We start from the raw sequence: 756 nt of genomic DNA, 5'->3' as shown, positions 1-756 counted from the left end.
TAARTCATTATCATGGTTTGGGTTTCACTAATATTCAAAATTATTTAAAGCTCTGAAAATGAAAATACCAACACAAAGGTTTAACACCAAACCAACAATCAACGGTAAGGAGAGCGTGGTTTTATTTTATCAAGAGGGCAACAACTATTAGTAATTGCACGAATGTTTTTACGAAATCCTGAAATTTTAATTCTTGATGAAGCAACAAGTGCTTTAGATAATATTGTTGAAAAAGAAATTCAAGCGGAATTAGATAACCTAATGAAAGGTAGAACAACAATTATTATTGCTCATCGTTTAAGTACCATTAAGAATGTTGATCAAATTTTAGTTTTAGAAAAAGGAAATGGGGTTGTTCAAAGTGGAACCTTTGATGAACTAAAAAAAGTTGAAGGACGTTTTAAATGATTATACGAAGCTGGTTTAATGACATAAAATAAGTAACACAAAACAATTGTTTTGTGTTTTTATTAACAAATTTGTTTTTTAAATTATGATATTATTAAACCATAATCATTGAGGGCTTGGTATTTATGGCAAAAAAAGAACCAACAATTTAATAGACTTCTTGCATAACYTATTAAATTAATTTTAAATACATCTTCTATGCTATCTATAATAATTGCAAATTATAAATTGAAGCAATTAAATTAAATCTTAAACTAAATCGTTTTCTATGATTACGATATTTTTCTGTAATAATTTTAAATTTTTTAAGAATAGCAAAAATATTTTCAATAATAATTCTCATTTTTG

At 25.3% G+C, this 756-nt stretch carries 2 pseudogenes; one reads left to right on the top strand and one right to left on the bottom strand.

Annotated elements, in window-relative coordinates:
• Positions 1-108: 108 nt before the first annotated feature.
• Positions 109-435, top strand: a pseudogene (locus EHV01_RS06205) (ABC transporter ATP-binding protein); the annotation flags it as partial.
• A 178-nt stretch (positions 436-613) separates the two neighbouring features.
• Here the strand turns inward: EHV01_RS06205 and EHV01_RS06200 are convergent.
• Positions 614-756 (bottom strand): annotated as a pseudogene (locus tag EHV01_RS06200) (IS5/IS1182 family transposase); the annotation flags it as partial.

Source organism: Spiroplasma sp. hy2 (assembly GCF_044714365.1).
GTDB lineage: Bacteria > Bacillota_I > Bacilli_A > Mycoplasmatales > Mycoplasmataceae > Spiroplasma > Spiroplasma phoeniceum.
The sequence above is the reverse complement of the archived record's forward strand: the minus strand, read 5'-3'. Positions and strand labels throughout refer to the sequence as shown.